13 protein-coding genes are annotated in these 16,158 nt (G+C 72.4%); 8 read left to right on the top strand and 5 right to left on the bottom strand.

Annotated elements, in window-relative coordinates:
• The coding region (locus ROTAS13_RS08190) for a DUF1028 domain-containing protein (protein ID WP_139323287.1) at positions 1–365 on the bottom strand (365 nt) is incomplete at its 3' end.
• Positions 366–462: 97 nt separating this feature from the next.
• Between ROTAS13_RS08190 and ROTAS13_RS08185 the strand changes: the two genes are divergently transcribed.
• A complete protein-coding gene (locus tag ROTAS13_RS08185) occupies positions 463–1,965 on the top strand; it encodes a YifB family Mg chelatase-like AAA ATPase (RefSeq protein ID WP_075822045.1) in 1,503 nt (500 codons plus the stop codon).
• A gap of 79 nt (positions 1,966–2,044) precedes the next feature.
• Positions 2,045–2,377 carry a DHCW motif cupin fold protein gene (locus ROTAS13_RS08180; RefSeq protein WP_019459914.1) on the top strand — a complete coding sequence of 111 codons (333 nt, stop codon included), beginning with the start codon at positions 2,045–2,047 and terminating at the stop codon, positions 2,375–2,377.
• A 3-nt stretch (positions 2,378–2,380) separates the two neighbouring features.
• Here the strand turns inward: ROTAS13_RS08180 and ROTAS13_RS08175 are convergent, their stop codons facing one another.
• Positions 2,381–2,767 (bottom strand): YraN family protein, encoded by a 387-nt coding sequence (locus tag ROTAS13_RS08175; RefSeq protein WP_075822044.1) that lies wholly within the window; start codon positions 2,765–2,767, stop codon positions 2,381–2,383.
• 67 nt (positions 2,768–2,834) lie between these two features.
• Here ROTAS13_RS08175 and ggt point away from each other — a divergent pair, with 67 nt between their 5' ends.
• From ggt to ROTAS13_RS08160, 3 genes are all read left to right on the top strand, one after another.
• Complete coding sequence (gene ggt / locus ROTAS13_RS08170) at positions 2,835–4,565, top strand: gamma-glutamyltransferase (RefSeq protein ID WP_075822043.1); 1,731 nt, start codon at positions 2,835–2,837, stop codon at positions 4,563–4,565.
• Between the two features lie 111 nt (positions 4,566–4,676).
• Entirely contained in the window at positions 4,677–6,263 is a 1,587-nt protein-coding gene (locus ROTAS13_RS08165) for an ABC transporter substrate-binding protein (RefSeq protein ID WP_075822042.1), read from the top strand.
• A 145-nt stretch (positions 6,264–6,408) separates the two neighbouring features.
• Positions 6,409–6,888, top strand: coding sequence for a CreA family protein (locus tag ROTAS13_RS08160; RefSeq protein WP_019459918.1), 480 nt, complete (start codon positions 6,409–6,411; stop codon positions 6,886–6,888).
• 16 nt (positions 6,889–6,904) lie between these two features.
• On the opposite strand, the gene ROTAS13_RS08155 is transcribed toward ROTAS13_RS08160, so the two are convergent.
• Positions 6,905–8,020: an AI-2E family transporter gene (locus tag ROTAS13_RS08155; RefSeq protein ID WP_075822046.1), complete on the bottom strand. Its 1,116-nt coding sequence runs from the start codon at positions 8,018–8,020 to the stop codon at positions 6,905–6,907.
• A 570-nt stretch (positions 8,021–8,590) separates the two neighbouring features.
• On the opposite strand from ROTAS13_RS08155, the gene ROTAS13_RS08150 reads away from it, so the two are divergent.
• Positions 8,591–9,472, top strand: coding sequence for a helix-turn-helix domain-containing protein (locus ROTAS13_RS08150; RefSeq protein WP_019459920.1), 882 nt, complete (start codon positions 8,591–8,593; stop codon positions 9,470–9,472).
• 38 nt (positions 9,473–9,510) lie between these two features.
• Here the strand turns inward: ROTAS13_RS08150 and ROTAS13_RS08145 are convergent, their stop codons facing one another.
• Positions 9,511–12,132: a bifunctional acetate--CoA ligase family protein/GNAT family N-acetyltransferase gene (locus ROTAS13_RS08145; RefSeq protein ID WP_075822041.1), complete on the bottom strand. Its 2,622-nt coding sequence runs from the start codon at positions 12,130–12,132 to the stop codon at positions 9,511–9,513.
• A 132-nt stretch (positions 12,133–12,264) separates the two neighbouring features.
• On the opposite strand from ROTAS13_RS08145, the gene ROTAS13_RS08140 reads away from it, so the two are divergent.
• Entirely contained in the window at positions 12,265–13,212 is a 948-nt protein-coding gene (locus ROTAS13_RS08140) for an alpha/beta hydrolase (protein WP_252571236.1), read from the top strand.
• Positions 13,213–13,237: 25 nt separating this feature from the next.
• Here ROTAS13_RS08140 and ROTAS13_RS08135 read toward each other — a convergent pair whose 3' ends face one another.
• A complete protein-coding gene (locus tag ROTAS13_RS08135) occupies positions 13,238–14,392 on the bottom strand; it encodes an amidohydrolase (RefSeq protein WP_075822040.1) in 1,155 nt (384 codons plus the stop codon).
• A 29-nt stretch (positions 14,393–14,421) separates the two neighbouring features.
• On the opposite strand from ROTAS13_RS08135, the gene ROTAS13_RS08130 reads away from it, so the two are divergent.
• Positions 14,422–16,158: autotransporter assembly complex family protein (locus ROTAS13_RS08130; RefSeq protein ID WP_075822039.1), on the top strand; the 1,737-nt coding region annotated here is incomplete at its 3' end.

Below are 16,158 nucleotides of genomic sequence, written 5' to 3'. Positions count from 1 at the left end.
CGCCTTACGGTGGAGCTGTGCGTAGATGTGATCAAGAGACAGGCCCAGCCCACGCAGCCACTTCCGGTATGCCGGGCGCTGCCGCCCTCCGTTCCTCCGGCCGCTGCCAGGATGTGCAACTGCCTCGCCTCGCGCCCCGGATCGCCCGCGGTCACGGCCGCCAGCACCTCTCCGGCACCGCCGCCCGCCCGCAGCCCGTCCAGGGCCTTCTCTCGTAGCATGGGGTTCACCAGCGCCTGGCTGGCGACGGCGCCGAGGCGTCCCTCCACCCGCAGGCAGAGCGCGCCGACGGCGAAGAATTTGGTGGCCACCGCCGCGCCGAGCTCGCCGGTCTCGGGGTCGCGGGCCAGGATGCTCCAGGTCATGCCGTCAGGTTTGCACGCGCCATGCCAGGATGGGCAAGATGCAGACGGCGCGGCAGTCGGGTTGAGGGAAGAATAATCACACTCTAGCATGGGTTGCATGACCATGGCCCGCGTCGTGACCTTCGCTTTCAATGGCATCGACGCCATCCCCGTGGAGGTTCAGGTCCAGATCGCGCCTGGCCTGCCGGCCTTCAACCTCGTCGGCATGCCGAACAAGGCCGTGGCCGAGAGCCGGGAGCGGGTGCGGGCTGTGTTATCGGCGCTGGGCCTGGCCCTGCCGCCGCGCCGCGTCCTGGTGAACCTCGCCCCGGCCGACCTGCCCAAGGAAGGCACGCATTTCGACCTGCCCATCGCGCTTGCCCTGCTGGCGGCGATGGAGGTCGTGCCCGCCGACGAACTCCAGGGCTTCGCGGCCCTGGGCGAACTGGCGCTGGATGGCGCCCTCACCGCGATTCCCGGCATCCTTCCCGCCGCTCTGGCGGCGGCGGAGGCGGGGCTCGGCCTGGTCTGCCCGGCCTCCCAGGGGCCGGAGGCGGCCTGGGTCTCCTCCGCCGAGATCGTCGCCGCGCCGGACCTGCACCGCCTGATCGCGCATTTCACCGGCCGGCAGCTCCTGCCCGCGCCGAAGCCGCCCCTGCCCGCCCCTTCGCCTGCCGATGCCTCGACCCCCTGCCTGTCCGAGGTGCGGGGGCAGGAAAGTGCCAAGCGGGCACTGGAGATCGCGGCGGCGGGCTTCCACAACCTGCTTTTCATCGGCCCGCCGGGGGCCGGGAAATCCATGCTCGCGGCGCGGCTGCCCGGGCTGCTGCCGGACCTCTCGGCGCAGGAGGCGCTGGAGGTCAGCCTGATCCGCTCCGTGGCCGGGCTGCTGGAAGGCGGCCGCCTCAGCCTGCGCCCGCCCTATCGCGACCCGCACCATTCCGCCTCCCAGGCCGCGCTCACCGGCGGCGGGCCGCGCGGCCGGCCGGGGGAGATCAGCCTGGCCCATCGCGGCGTGCTCTTCCTGGACGAGCTGCCGGAATTCCCGCGCCCGGCGCTGGAGGCGCTGCGCCAGCCGCTGGAAAGCGGCACCGTCTCCATCAGCCGCGCCAGCGCCCATGTCTCCTACCCGGCACGGGTGCAGCTCGTGGCGGCGATGAACCCCTGCCGCTGCGGCTATCTGGGCGAAGGCGGGCGCGAATGCGGCCGGGCGCCCCGCTGCGGCGAGGATTATCGCGGCAAGCTGTCCGGCCCGGTGCTGGACCGGCTGGACATGAGCATCGCCCTGCAGCCGATCCCCGCCGGGGAACTCGCCCGCGCCCCGGCCGGGGAGACCAGCGCCGTGGTGGCCGGCCGGGTGGCGCAGGCCCGCACGATGCAGGCGGAACGCTGGGGCCGCAACGGGCCGCGCACCAATGCGGAGGCCAGCCTGGACCACCTCAAGCCCGCCCTGTCCGCCGAGGCGCTGGTCCTGGCCGAACGCGCGGTGGAACGGCTGCGCCTGTCCAACCGGGGCTTCATCCGGATGCTGCGGGTGGCACGCAGCGTCGCCGACCTCGCCGGCTCCGCCGTGATCGGCCGGCCCCATGTGGCGGAGGCGCTGGCCTACCGCGCGCGCTGAGGCGACGGGGCCACCTCGTTGCGCCGGGCCGGCCAGGGGCGCAGAACCGGGCCGCGCGACCGACATGGAGCCACCGGCCTTGAAGCTGCCCGCACTTCCTTTCACCCCCGTCCACTGGGACGCCCTGCCCGCCACCGAGCACAAGGGCGAGACCGGCACCGCCCTGTGGCGCACGCTGAACAACGGCGACGTGCGGATGCGCGTGGTGGAGTATTCGCCCGGCTATGTGGCGGACCACTGGTGCGACCGTGGCCACATCATCTACGTGCTGGAAGGCACGCTGAGGAGCGAGCTGAAGGACGGCCGCAGCGTCACCCTCACCGCCGGGCATGGCTACACCGTCTCGGATTTCGGCGACGCGCCGCACCGCTCCTCCACGGAAACGGGCGCGAAGCTCTTCATCGTGGACTGAGCCTCAGTCGCCCAGCCGGAAGGCATCGGCGATGCGCCGCATCCGCCTCGCGCCATCCACCAGGATGACGTCGAAGCGGATGCCCGCGCCGCCATGGCCGGGATGCAGGGCGAGCCAGGCCTCCGCCGCGGCCAGCAGCCGCGCGCGCTGCCGGGGCCCAAGGGCCAGCGCCGCGCCGGCGAGATCGGGCCGCGCCTTCACCTCGACAAAGGCGAGCAGCCCCTCCCGCTCGGCGATCAGGTCGATCTCCCCGGCCGGCGTGCGTGCCCGCAGGGCCAGCACCGCCCAGCCCTCGGCCCGCAGCGCCTCCGCCGCCAGGGACTCGGCCGCACGCCCCCGGCTCTCCGCCCGCCTGCGGCCTGCCTTCGGATCGGCGCAATCCTGGCGCAATCTGCCCGCCGCCCCATCTGGGCCGGATCCGTCCCGCTCCGGGGCACCGATCGTCGGAGTCCGCCTCATGCGTCGCCTTGTCCTCTGCCTCGCCCTGTTCATCTCACTGCCGGCGGCGGCGCAGGATAGCGCGGGCGCGCTGCATCCGCAGGCCGGTGTCGCCAGAAGGCACATCGTGGCGGCGGCCCATCCCCTGGCGGCGGAGGCCGGCCTCGCCATGCTGCGCCAGGGCGGCAGCGCGGTGGATGCGGCCATCGCCGTGCAGGCCATGCTCACCCTGGTCGAGCCGCAGTCCTCGGGCATCGGCGGCGGTGCGCTGATGCTGTACCGCGACGCGGCCAGCGGCAGGATCGCCGCCTGGGACGGGCGGGAAACCGCCCCCGCCGCCGCGCAGCCGGGCCTTTTCCTGCGCGACGGCCAGCCGCTGCCCTTCCACGACGCCGTCATGTCCGGCCGCAGCATCGGCGTGCCCGGCGCCATCGCCATGCTGGAGGCCGCACACAAGGAGAATGGCCGCCTGCCCTGGGCCAGGCTCTTCGAGCCCGCGATCAAGGCGGCGCGGGAGGGCTTCCGCGTTTCCGCCCGGCTGGCCGGTGCCATCGCCGACGATGCCGAGCGACTGCGGCGGAACCCCGCGACCCGGAGCTACTTCTTCTCGCCCGCGCCTCTCGCCAATGATCCGGTGCCGCTGCCGGAAGGCACGGTGCGGCGCAACCCGGCCCTGGCCGACACCCTGCAGGCCATCGCCGATGGCGGCGCGGCGGCGCTGCTGCGCGGCCCCATCGCCTCCGACATCGCCGCGGCGGTGCGCAACTATGGCGAGGGCGGGCTGATGACCACCGACGACCTCGCCGGCTACGCGCCGAAGCGGCGGCAGCCGGTCTGCACGCCCTACCGCCTCTACATCGTCTGCGGCTTCCCGCCGCCTTCCTCCGGCGGCGTGGCGGTGGCGCAGATCCTGGGCGTGCTGGAGCACTTCAACCTTTCCGCCCTCGATCCGCGCGGTGCCGAGGCGGCGCACCTGATCGCCGAGGCCGGGCGCCTCGCCTTCGCCGACCGCAACCAGTACCTGGCCGACAGCGATTTCCTGCCCGTGCCGCTGCGCGGTCTGCTGGACCCGGCCTACCTGACCCTGCGGGCGCAGGCGGTGGCACCCGGCCGCGCCATGGCCCAGCCCAGCCCCGGCAATCCCAGCTGGCGCGACCCGAACGAGGTGCCGCTTTCCCCCATGCCGCCCCAGCCGGAGCACGGCACCAGCCAGGTGATCGTGGTGGACGATGCCGGGAACGCCCTGGCCATGACCACGACGGTCGAGGATGCCTTCGGCGCGCGGCTGATGGTGCGCGGCTTCATCCTGAACAACGAGCTGACCGACTTCTCCTTCCGGCCGGAGGTGGATGGCCGCCCGGTGGCCAACCAGGTGCAGGGCGGCAAGCGCCCGCGCTCCTCCATGTCCCCCACGCTGGTCTTCGACCGCCAGGGCCGGCTGGTCGCCGCCGTCGGCTCCGCCGGCGGGGCGCGGATCATCGGCTATGTCGCCCAGGCCCTGCTGGGCATGCTGGACTGGCGGCTCGACCCACAGGCGGCGCTGGCCCTGCCGCATGTCGGCACGCTGGGCGGCGCGGTGGAGCTGGAGGGCGGCACCGCCGCCGCCGGCCTTGCCCCGGCGCTCCAGGCGATGGGCCATACCGTGGATATCCGCGCGATGAATTCGGGCACTCAGGCGATCCGCGTGACGCCGGAGGGCATGGTCGGCGGCGCCGATCCGCGGCGGGAGGGCGTGGCCCTCGGGGACTGAGGGCGCCGCCCTCGCCCGCTGGCACGGTCCGTGCTGACATGCGGCCGATCCGACGCACCGCCCCGGGAGACCGGGGCGGCTTGTCGCCATTCCGCCAGCGGAGATGCCGCCATGTCCTCACGCCGCGGGGCCCTTGCCCTGACCCTGCGCCTCGCCGCCGCCAGCCTGACAAGCGCGGCCACGCTCGCCTCCGCCCCCGCCGCCCAGGCCGACACGACCCTGCGCGTGGTGCTGATCAACGACCTCACCAGCCTCGACCCGGTCTTCTCGCAGGCGGCGGTGGTGCGAAACCACGGCTTCTTCGTCTACGACCAGCTCTTCGCCCTGGACAGCCAGGGCGTGCCGAAGCCGCAGATGGTGGACCGCTACACCGCCTCCGATGACCGCCTGACCTGGCGCTTCACCCTGCGCGACGGTCTCGCCTTCCATGACGGGCAGCCGGTGCGGGCGGCTGACGCGGTGGCCTCGATCAAGCGCTGGGCGCAGCGCGACGTGGTGGGCAAGGCCATGGCCGCCGCCACCGCCTCGCTTGACGCGGTGGACGAGAAGAGCTTCGAGCTGAAGCTCAGCCGGCCCTTCGCCCTGGTGCTGGAAGCGCTGGCCCGCCCGACCGGCTCGGCCCTTTTCGTGATGCCGGAACGCATCGCCCGGGCCCCGGCGAACACCCAGATCACCGATGCCACCGGCTCCGGCCCCTTCATCCTCCGCAAGGAGGAATGGCGCGTCGGCGACCGCACCGTCTATGTCCGCAACCCCGCCTACAGGCCGCGCCCCGAGCCGGCGGACGGGCTGGCCGGGGGCAAGGAGCCCAAGGTGGACCGCATCGAGTGGCTGGCCATGCCCGATGCCGCCGTTGCCGCCAATGCGTTGAGCAACGGCGAGATCGACTTCATCGAGCAGCCGCCGCCGGACCTGATCCCGCAACTGGAACGCAACAGGCAGCTCACCGTGAAGCCGATCAACCCGGTCGGCTACATGGTCTGGCTGCGTCCCAATCACGCGCAGCCGCCCTTCGACAACGAGCGTGCGCGCCAGGCCCTGCTCTTCGCGGTGAGCCAGAAGGACGTGCTGGACGGCATGGGCATCCGCTCCGCCGAGCAGGTGCCCTACTGCCCCGCCTATTTCATGTGCGGCACACCACTGGAGACCGCCGCCGGGGCGCGCGGGCTGAAGGAGCAGGACCTGCCCCGGGCGCGGGAATACCTGCGCCAGGGCGGCTATGACGGTTCGCCCGTGGTCTTCCTGAACTCCACGGAGCAGCCGCTGAACAACGCGGCGACGCTGGTGATGGCGGAGGCCCTCAAGCAGGCGGGCATGAACGTGGACCTGCCTTCCATGGACTGGGGCACGCTGGGCCAGCGCCGCAACAGGAAGGAGGGCTGGAACCTCTTCGTCACCGTCGCCAATGCCTTCGACGCGGGCGATCCGCTGTCCAATTTCTATCTCGCCAGCCCCTGCGACGGCGGGCTGTCCGGCTGGCCCTGCGACAAGGAGCTGGAAACGCTGCGGCATGAGTGGTGGAGCGAGAACGACCCCGCGAAACGCCGCGCGCTGCTCGACCGGGTGCAGGCCCGTGCCTACGAGACGGTGCCCTATGTCAATGCCGGGCAGTTCCGCACCAATGCCGCTTGGCGCGCCAGCCTGACCGGAATCCGGCCCACCACGGTCCCGGTCTTCTGGGGCGTCGAGAAGCACTGAGTTCCGCGAGCGGCGCGCCAACGGCCCCCGCCACGGCGCGCCGCGCAACCGGCTGTCGTCCCCGGCCGTTGGGCAGCACCCTCTGGTGCCGCGGACAACACCCCGGCATTCCTGTGGAGGTCTGCCCGGAACCGGAGCCCCGCCCATGAGCCGCCCCCACCGCATCGCCCTCGCCGCCCTGCTCGGCACATGCCTCGCCCTGCCCGCCTCGGCGGACGAGACCAAGCAGATCGGCTATGTGAACACCGCCGTCACCAATCTCGGCCTCACCCGCTCCCACCGCGTGGTGGTGGAACGCTTCAACGACCCGGACGTGTCCGGCGTGGCCTGCTACATCAGCCAGGCGCGTACGGGCGGCGTGTCCGGCATGGTCGGTCTGGCGGAGGACCCGGCGCGCTTCGGCCTGAACTGTGTCGCCACCGGGCCGGTGCAGGTGACCGACAAGGCCCAGCGTGGTGACCGTGGCGAGAAGGTCTTCGAGAGCAACACCAGCCTGTTCTTCAAGGAGACGCGGGTTCACCGCTTCATCGACGAGGAGCAGGGCGTGGTCGTCTATCTGGCATGGTCCACCAAGCTGGTGGACGGCTCGCCCTACAACGTGGTCGCCGCCGTTCCTTTCCGCTGAGGTCTTCAGGGCGGATTCACGCCTCCGGGCTTGCGCCCTTCGGCGATCCGCTCTGGTCCATCCCTGCCGCAGGCGGCTGGCCGAGCCATTCCTTCAGGATGGTGAAGCCCACGGCCAGCAGCACAGGGCCCAGGAACAGCCCCAGCAGGCCGAAGGCAAAGGCGCCGCCCAGCGCCCCGAGCAGGGTCAGCAACAGGGGCAGGTCGGCGCCGCGCGCGATGAGCCAGGGGCGGATGAAGTTGTCCACCGAGGAGATCCCGCCTGCGCCATAGAGCAGCATGAAGCCACCGGCCCAGGGGCGCCCCTCGACAAAGAGCCAGACCGCCGCCGGGATCCAAACCACCGGCGCGCCGACCGGCAGGATCGAGATGCAGCCCGCCACGACGCCGAGCAGCACCGGCTGCGGCACGCCCACCAGCCAGAGGCCGAAGCCGGTCATCACCCCCTGGGCCACCGCCGTGCCCAGCAGTCCATAGACAACGCCCTGGGTCACATCCCCGGCCAGGAGCACGAGGTGCCGCCCGCGCGCGCCGGCGATCCGCTCCGCCATGCGCTGCACCGCATCCGCCAGCTTCGCGCCGTCCCGGAAGAAGAAGAAGGCCAGCAGGATCGCGATCAGCAGTTCCGCCAGCCCGGACAGGATGCCCAGCACGCCGGAAAGCAGGAGCTGCGCGACGCTGCCGATATAGGGCTGCAGCGTCTGGAAAATCCCTGACAGGTCGGTGCCCAGCCGGTTCACATGGCCCTGCAGCCAGGGGCCGAGCACGGGGATGGCGCCGACCAGGCCGGAGAGGCTCGGCAGGCCGCCTTCCGTGGCCCGGCGCACCATCTGGCGCAGGTTCTCCACATCCGCCCCGCTGGTGGGCGCGGCGAAGAGCAGCGGCAGGCCCAGCACCAGGAACATGGCGCCGACCATGACGACGGCGGCGAGGTTGGCGGAGAGCCCCAGCCTGTCCCGCAGCAGCCGGTAGGCGGGCCATGTGGAGTAGCTGAGGATCGCCGCCCAGAGCAGCGCGGACAGGAAGGGGCGCACCACCAGCAGGCAGCCAGCCAGCAGCGCCAGCAGGGCCAGGGCGCCGATCAGCTGCGCCGGCCGGAAGGAGTCGTCCGGGGTCTCCGGGATTCGTGCCATGTTCTCGGCGTCCAAGGATTCGGGCGCGGTTCCGGTCCCGGGACGGGGTCCCGCCGTGTCGCCTGCCCCGGATACGGGCCAGCTCACGGCCAGACCGATCCATCCGCGCGTTTCCGCTCTAGGCCGGATCGGCGCCAAGGGAAATACGCAGGGGTACGAGGGGACAGGATGCGGGCGGGCCGGGCCGGGCGCCTCGCGCGCCTCCGACGGGGTCGCCGGCGAGATTCCGGCCATCCCTGGCATCCGGAGGCGGGCCGTCCGCCGAATCGAACGCGCCGGAGCGGAAAACGCGCCTCGGAAACCTGACGGACCGCCGGGTTCAGGGTATCGACGCTTCCGGTGCAGCCCCTGCGTTCCGCCTGCCTGTGGCACGTCCATTAAAGATAGTGGAAAGAAGCAGAAAGACGATTTGCATGGCGTGGCCCGAAGCGACGATCGTTGCGACGCATCAAAAAATGTAGATTCCTGTTGATACGCTTCGGGCGCCGCCGCATTTTGCGAGAAATGCTTCGGTTCGGTTATGGGGCTCGACCGACCGGAGGCCAACACGCTTAAATCACGAGGGGTTGCATGCGGTTTGCCGATATCGGGCAGCAATTACGCGCCTACAGGCTCGAATCGGGTCTCCGGGCCGAGGAGATCGCGGCGCGCCTGGGCGTGTCCCGTGCAGCGCTCTATCGCTACGAGAAGGGCGAGGTCATCAAGCTGGACACGATCCGGCGCCTCGCGGAGCTGCTGAAAATCTCGCCACTGTCCCTGCTGGGGATCGGTGTCGAGTATTTCTCCCGGCCCCTCGCCCTTACCGAGCGCCTGCGCCAGATCGAGGAACAGGCCGACCAGCTTCTGCAGGTGGGCGGGGCGCTCTGCGTACAGGTGTCCTCGGACGCGTTGGAGGGGGCGCTGGCCGAGGCCCTGGCGGAGACCGCCGATGCCTCGCCGGAGCGGATGCAGGCCCGTACCACGGCGGAACAGGCGCTCAGCCAGCTCGCCACGCGCAAGCGCCTCTATGCCCAGCGCCGGCCCTCGATCATCGCCATGCTGGGCGAAGGCGCCCTGCGCCGGCTGCTGGAGGATGGCGTGGCCGGCGCCATGCCGCTGTCCGACCGCGTCCGGAACCGCTGCCGCGCGGCGGCCCGCGCCGAGGTGGAGCGCATTGCCGAGCTGATGGAGAGCGAGCCGATGGGCCTGCAGCTCGGCCTGCTGCCAGGCGGCGATCCGGCCGGCACCTTCGTGGTCTTCCGTGACCGCGAGCGCGCCCATCTCTGCGCCAACCCCTTCGCCCCCGACGTCTCGCCCTTCAATGCCGTCGGCGTCGGCATGATCACCGGGGCGGACGAGGCCGTGTCCATCCACCAGCGCGTGGCGGAATCGGTGTGGCGCGACGCGCTCAAGGGCGCCAGCGCGGCGGCCCGTGTGCGGGAGCTGATCCAGAGCCACTCGCGCAACGACTGAAACCCGCGGGGGCGGCACCGTGCCAGCCCCCGCAGTCCTCAGAGATCGAGGCTCGCCTCCAGGACATCGTCCTCCAGCCGGTGCAGGTGGAAGCCGAGCCGGGTCACGAAAGCCTGCATCGGCGTGTTGTCCGCCAGGACCTGGCCCACCACGCGACGGATGCCGGTTTCCTGGCCCCAGTCCAGCACCCGCCGCATCAGGTGGCGGCCCAGCCCCTTGCCCTTCCAGCGTGGCAGCACCACCACGGCGAACTCGGCGCTGTTGCCCTGCCCCTCCCGCGTCAGGCGGGAAACGCCGACGATCCGGTCCACCCCGTCCTCACCCGTCTCGATGGCGACGAAGGCCATCTCCCGGTCATAGTCGATCTGCGTCATGCGGGCGATCTGGGCACGCGGCAGCTCGCGCATGGCGCCAAAGAAGCGCCAGCGGATATCGTCCGGGTCCATATTCCGGAAGGCCTCCGCCTGGGCGGCCGCATCCTCGGGGCGGATCGGGCGGACCATCAGCCGGCGCCCGTCCGGCGCCGTCCAGGGCTCCGCCAGCTCCGCCGGATAGGGCGGGATGGCCAGCATCGCGGCCTCGCCCTCCGCCCGCAGGCGCAGGTCGGCATCCACGGCGATCACGCCCGTGGCGGTGGCGATCAGCGGGTTGATGGTGGCTTCCTTGATCTCCGGGAAATCCACCACCAGGGCCGAAAGCCGCACCAGCGCGTCGGACACCGCCTCGACCTTCACGGCCTCCTGGTCCCGCCAGCCATGCAGGCGGCGCGAGATCCGCGTGCGGCCGATCAGCGCCGTGGCCAGGACGCGGTTCAGCGGCGGCAGGTCCACCGCCTCGTCGGCCTGCAGGTCGGCGGTGGTGCCGCCGGCACCGAAGCCGATCCAGGGGCCGAACATCACCTCGTCGCCCAGGCGCAGGCGCAGCTCCGCGCCGGGCTGCGCCTGCCGCTCAACCAGCAGCCCGTCGATGCGGCAGTCCGGCCGCTCCTGCGCCGCGCGCGTCAGCATGGCGAGGCCCGCGGCCCGCACGCTCTTCACGTCGCGCAGCCCGACCGCGACGCCGCCGATCTCCGTCTTGCGCGGCAGTTCGGCGCTCAGCAGCTTCAGCACCACCGGGAAGCCGAGCTCCATGGCCGCTTTGCCCGCCTCGGTCGGGGTGGCGACCACGCGGCGCGCGATGGTCGGCACGCCATAGGCGTCGAAGACGCCCAGCGCCTCGGCCTCGTTCAGCGACAGCCGGCCCCGCTCCCGCACCGCATCCAGCAGCCGGCGCACCGCCGCGCGGTCCGGCGCGAAGTCGAGCACGTCGCGCGGCGGCAACTCCGCCGCCACATCGCGGTTGCGCCGGTCCTGCGCCAGATGCAGCGCGCCGCGCACCGCCCGTTCCGGCGTGGGAAAGACGGCGATGCCGGAGCGGGCGAGAAAGGAGCGCTGCGGGCTGCCGGTGGCCTGACCCAGCCAGCTCACCAGGATCGGCGCGCCACGGATGCCGCTGAGCCCGGCCATGGCGGCGGCCACGGCGTCGCTGTCCTCCTCCGGATTCGGCGAGTGGATCGCCACCACCGAGCCCACCTCCGGCAGCGTGGCGATCATCGCCGCCACCTCCGCCAGCCGGTGCCCCTCGCCATGCGGCAGGACCAGCGGGTTGCCACCATGCCAGCGCGGCGGCAGGGCGAGGTTCAGCATCGGCCAGGCGGCCTCCGGGATCTCCGCCAGCCGCCCGCCGCGCCGGAGCGCCGAATCGGTCGCCATCTGGCCGGTGGCGAGGCCGTTGGAGATCACGGCGATCCGGTCCGCCTCCGCCCCGCTGCGCAGCGAGGAGACCCGGACGCGCGACAGCGTTTCGGCGGCGGCGAGGAGCTCCGCCAGATCCGCCACCCGGAGCACCCCGGCGCGGCGCAGCGCCGCCTCCATCACCGCGTCCGCTCCGCCCAGCGCCTCGCGCGAGGCGCTGCCGGGCCGGATCGCCACCACCGGCCGGGTGCGCGCCGTGGCACGGGCGGCGGAGATGAACTGCCGCCGGTTCTTGATCCGCCGCAGGTCCAGCAGCACGGCATTGGTGGCCGCGTCGCGCGCCAGCCAGTCCAGCGCGCCGGCGAAGCCGTAATCCGCGTTGCCGCCGATGCCCGCGATCAGGCTGAAGCCGAAGCCCTGGGCTTCGGCATAGTCCAGGATCGCCCGGGCCAAGGCCGAGGACTGGCAGAGCAGCGCCAGCTTCCCTGGCCGGGGCACGAGATGCGACAGCGTGGCGTTAAGGCCCAGCGGCGGCACCGCCAGCCCGAAGGAACGCTGCCCCAGCGCCCGCACGCCGCTGTCGCGCGCGAGGGCGGCGAGGTCGGGGGCGGCGACCGGCACCACCGCCGCGTGGCAGCCCCGGGCGGCCAGGGCGGCGAAGGCGGCGGGCTGGGCCTCCGGCGGCAGGGAGATCACGGCGAGGTCCGGCGCCTCCTCCAGAGCGTCGAGGTTCGGCGCCTCCTCCAGCCCGTCCCAGCGGAAGCCGATCGTGTGCAACGCTCCCTTAAACTGCCCGGCGACCAGGTTGCGGGCCAGGATCGCGGTCTCCGGCAGGGCGGGATCGCCCAGGAAGGCCACGCGCCTGGGCGCGAAAAGGGAGGCGGCCCGGAAACCGGGCCGGAGGCTGGGGGAGTGGAAAGGGGTCATCGCCGCCTCAGGGTGGTGATTTCCAGGCGATGCGGCAATCTTGCTTTCAGGCTTCCCCGTCAATGCCCATTGGCGGGGGCATGAGAAGGAAGGGCCGTGCCGATGCCGCAGGACTCGCGCTGGGATCCGGAGATGCTTCGCTTCACCCGCGCGATGGAGGCCGCCGCGCTGTCCGATCCAATCCCGGACATCACCCGGGACACGGCGCGCCACCTCGCCGCCGGACGGGCGCGGACCGAGGCGCTGAACCTGCCGCTCGCGGCCGGGGGCCATGCCATGGCGGAAAGCCGCGACCTGCGGCTCGACCTGTCCTCCGGCCCGCTGTCCTGCCGCCTGCACCGCCCGCATGTGGAAGGCGGACGTGGAGCCGCCCTGCCGGTAATGGTGAACCTGCATGGCGGCGGCTGGGTCTGGAACAGCGTGGACACGCATGACCGCCTGTTCCGCGCCTATGCCCAGGCCGCCGGCTGCGCCGTGCTGGCGCCGGACTATGCCCTGTCGCCCGAGGCCGCATTCCCCATCGCGCTGGAACAGGTGGCCGGGGTGGTGCGCCATGTGGCGGCCCATGGCGCCTCGCTGGGGCTGGACCCGGCGCGCATCGTGCTGGGCGGCGATTCGGCCGGGGCCAACCTGGCCCTCGCGGCCGCGCTGCTGCTGCGGGAGACCGATCCGGGGCTGGCGCTGCGCGGGCTGCTGCTCGCCTATGGCTGCTACGATGCCCGCTGCGATACGGAGAGCCAGCGCGAGTTCGCCGAGGGCTTCGGCCTGACGCGGGAGCGGATGGCGCTGTTCTGGCGCCTCTACGCGCCGGAGGAGGAGGCGCGGATGAGCCCCCTCGCCTCGCCGCTCCTCGCCGATCTCCGTGGCCTGCCCCCGGCCCTGCTGCAGGTCGCGGAGCTGGACGTGCTGCGCGACGACAGCCTGGCCCTGGCCGGGCGGATGCGGGAGGCCGGGGTGGAGGTGCTGTCGCGCCTCTTTCCCGGCACGGTGCACGGCTTCCTGCGCGCCCAGGGCCGGGTCGGCGCCGCCGACGAGGCGGTGGCGGAAGCGGGACGCTGGCTGCGGGAAAGGCTCGGCTGAGTCCCCCTTCCCGCCGCCCGGCGCCTCAGCCCTTGGCGGAAAGCGCCCGCCTCGCCGCCTCGGCGAGGTAGCTGCTGGCCACCGGCAGCACGCGGTCGTCGAAATCGTAGTGCGGGTTGTGCAGCTCCCGCCCGCCCTCGGCCGGGCCGTTGCCGATCCAGACGAAGGCACCCGGCACCTTCTGCAGGAAGGCGCTGAAATCCTCCCCCGTCATGGCGGGGCCCACGTCCCGGCGCAGCGGCGCCACGGCCCCGGCGGCCCCGGCGGCCAGCTCGCGCTCCGCCGGGTGGTTGATCGTGGCATCGACCCCGGCCAGCACCCGCACCTCGGCCCGCACACCGAAGCTCGCCTCCAGGCCGGCGGCGATGGCCTCCAGCCGCTCGATCATCAGCCGGCCGACCTCGTCGTCGATGAAGCGGATGGTGCCGTCCAGCACCACCTCCGCCGCGATCTGGTTCGAGGCCTCGCCGCCATGGATCGTGGTCAGGCTGCACACCGCCGTCTTCATCGGGTCCACCGAGCGCGCCACGATGGACTGCACGGCGGTGATGGCGTGGCCGGCGGCGAGGATCGGGTCGCGCGTCAGGTGCGGCAGGGCGGCATGACCGGCATGGCCGCGGATGACGATGTTGAAACGCCGGCCGGCCGCCATGACCGCGCTGTCATGGACGGCGATGGTGCCCACCGGCAGGCCCGGCCAGTTGTGCCAGCCGAAGATCCGGTCCATGGGGAAACGCTCGAAGAGACCGTCCGCCACCATGGAGCGGGCACCACCCCCGCCCTCCTCGGCGGGCTGGAAGACCAGATGGACCGTGCCCGACCAGCTCTCGTCCCGGAGCAGCAGAGCCGCCGCGCCGAGCAGCGCCACCGTATGGCCGTCATGGCCGCAGGCATGCATCACGCCCGGCCGCGTCGAGGCCCAGGGCAGGTCGGCCGCGGCCTCCTGGATCGGCAGCGCGTCCATGTCGGCGCGCAGGCCGACCGAGCGGTTGCCGCCGCCGCGCCGCAGGGTGGCAACCAGCCCGTGCCCGCCGATGGCCTCGGCGATCTCGGTCACGCCAAGCTCGCGCAGACGTGCGGCCACATACGCCGCCGTAGGTCCCTCATCCAGGGTAGGGGCAGGGTTGGCGTGCAGGTGGCGGCGCCAACCGGTCAGGGTTTCGACGAGTTCCGGGTTCATGGTTTCGGGGGATAGCCCTTTCATTGCCGATGCTCCATCGCCTTCCGGCATTGCTTGCCTCTTTCACCTTCGTGGTCGCGATGCCCGCGGAGATCTCACTGGCCCAAGGGGGCAGCCAGGCAGGCGGCCCGGCGGGGGCGGCCTCCCCCCCTTCAGCCCAGCCCGGCGCCCCGGCCGCCGGCACCGGGGCGGCGGACCAGGGCGCGGGTGACGAGGCCACTGTCCCCTATGAGACCGAGTTCCGCCCGACCGGAAGCTCCGAGGTCGATTCCGCGATCTCGTCCATCTCCGCCCTGAAGCGGCTGCAGGGCGTCGCCCCCACCTCGGCCGAGGGGCTGGTCGCCCGCGCCTTGCAGGAACAGGGGCTGGTCACGCGCGCGCTGCGGGCGGAAGGCTTCTATGGCGGGCGCCCGGTGGTGCTGATCGACGGGCAGCCGCCGGAAACGCCGCAGCTCGCCGCGCGGCTGGCCGGCCGCAAGGAGCCGGTGAAGGTGGCCGTCGGCGCCGAGCCGGGCGAGCGCTTCCGGATCGGGCTGCTCCGGGTCGCGCCGGAAGACCCCGGCCGCGACCTGGCCGCCGCCGGGGAGATCACCGGCCTCGCCAAAGGCGATCCCGCGCGGGCCGAGGACGTGATCTCGGCCGGCGACCGGCTGGTCACCTCGTTGCGCGATGCCGGCTATCCCTTCGCCTCCATCCCCCGGCGGGAGGTGACGGTCGATTTCGACACGCATCTCATGGAGGTGGTCTATCACCTCCAGCCCGGGCCGCAGGCGCGCTTCGCCACGCCGGAGGTGGAGGGCGCGACCCGCGTCAGCCCGCGCATGCTCAACGCCGTGGCCGGGCAGCTCACCGACAGGGAGTACAGCCCGCAGACCTTGTCCCGGGTGCGGCGGGACCTCGTGGATCTCGGCGTCTTCGGCATGGTGCGGGCGCAGGAAGGCACGGCGCTGGACGGCAGCGGGCGCCTGCCGGTCACCTTCCTGGTCTCCGAGCGGCCGCGCCGCGCCCTGGGCGTCACCGGCGCCTACGAGACCCGCAACGGCCCGACCGCGACGGTGTACTGGGAGCACCGGAACCTCTTTGGCGGCGCCGAGCGGCTACGCCTGGAAGGCTCGGTCGGCCGGACCTCGCAGAGCAGCTCCGGCAACAGCTTCAACGCCCGGGTGGGCGCCAATCTCCGCTCGCCCTGGATCTTCGGGCGCAACATGACGCTGGTGATCGACACGGCGGCGATCCGCGAGCGGCTGCTCGCCTATGACCGCGACGCCGTCACCGGGGCCGTGTCGGTCGAGACCAAGCCCGATCCGCGCCTGACCCTGGCGGGCGGCGTGATCGGCGAGTTCGGCAAGACCAAGGAATACGGTGCGAGCAAGCGCGACTACCAGCTCGTGGGCCTGCTCGGCACCGCCTTCTGGGACGATACGGACAGCCTGCTCGACCCCTCGCGCGGCCTGCGGCTGAACGGGCTGGTTTCGCCGATCTATGCCATCAACGGCGGGCAGACCTTTGTGCGGATGCGCGGCACCGCCAGTGCCTACCACGACCTCACCAGCGACAAGGGCACGATCCTGGCAGGACGAATCTCCGTCGGCAGCATTCTCGGCACCTCCTCCTATTTCGACGTGCCGCCGCATATGCGCTTCTACGCGGGCGGCGGCGGCTCGGTGCGCGGCTACGACTTCCAGCGCATCGGACCGCGCCGCAGCAACGACACGCCGACCGGCTGTCTCTTGATCACATCTACGCACAGCTCCACCGTAAGGCGA

The organism is Roseomonas sp. TAS13 (genome assembly GCF_001950415.1).
Lineage (GTDB): Bacteria > Pseudomonadota > Alphaproteobacteria > Acetobacterales > Acetobacteraceae > Roseomonas > Roseomonas mucosa.
The sequence above is the reverse complement of the archived record's forward strand: the minus strand, read 5'-3'. Positions and strand labels throughout refer to the sequence as shown.